Source organism: Mesorhizobium sp. M7A.F.Ca.MR.148.00.0.0, assembly GCF_003997735.1.
In the GTDB taxonomy this organism is placed as follows: domain Bacteria; phylum Pseudomonadota; class Alphaproteobacteria; order Rhizobiales; family Rhizobiaceae; genus Mesorhizobium.
Window position 1 is genome coordinate 1 of sequence record NZ_RZTB01000344.1, and the last position, 701, is coordinate 701.

Here is a 701-nt window from a genome sequence, read left to right on the forward strand (position 1 = left end):
GGGAGAAGGCAAGAAGAGCAGCGTCTACTGCGTCAGCCGCGTGTTGTTGGGCCGCTTGTTGAAGTCGCACTTGCCGGTGACGTTGTAGAAAAAGTCGGCGTTGCTGACGGGTGCCGGGACTGGGTTGCCGCCGTCCTCCCAGGCTTGGTAGCCTGTCGAGCCACAAGGCACGAGGCCAAAGATATCAACGATCTGGCCGGTCGCCATTTCGGCCAGGGGGATGTCCGCGCTTGTCGAGCTATAGAGCCGGTTGGACGTGGCCGGATCGTTCGAATAGAGGTTTTTCGGGTTGCCCGATGGCACGTTCATCTGCAGATAGAGGCTGGCCATCTGGCTGACGTCGATTGACGCACCGGCGGTGTTGCCAGGAGTCATTGTGTCGACACAGTAATATTTCGTGCCAGACTGGTCGGTGTTGAGAGTCACCCCGTTGGGCGGATTTTTGCCGACCTTGCAGACCTGCGTCTGGATCACCGTGGGGACGCCCAGACTGTCGATCTTGCTGACGGTGGTGGTGCCGTAACCTTTGGGATCTGTGCCGCCGCCGTATTTGTAATCGATCGTCATCAGCGGCTTGCCCGCTGCGGCACCGAACATCGTGCCGTAGAGCGTCATTGTCTTGTTCCAGTAACCCGACACGCCGGTGACCTTGAAGGTCGCCTCCACCAGCGCCGGCGTCTTGCTCACCGCCGACGCGACGC

General features: G+C 60.3%; 1 pseudogene. It reads right to left on the reverse strand.

From position 1 onward, the window contains the following. Positions 1 to 24: 24 nt before the first annotated feature. Positions 25 to 701 (reverse strand): annotated as a pseudogene (locus EOB49_RS34395) (hypothetical protein); the annotation flags it as partial.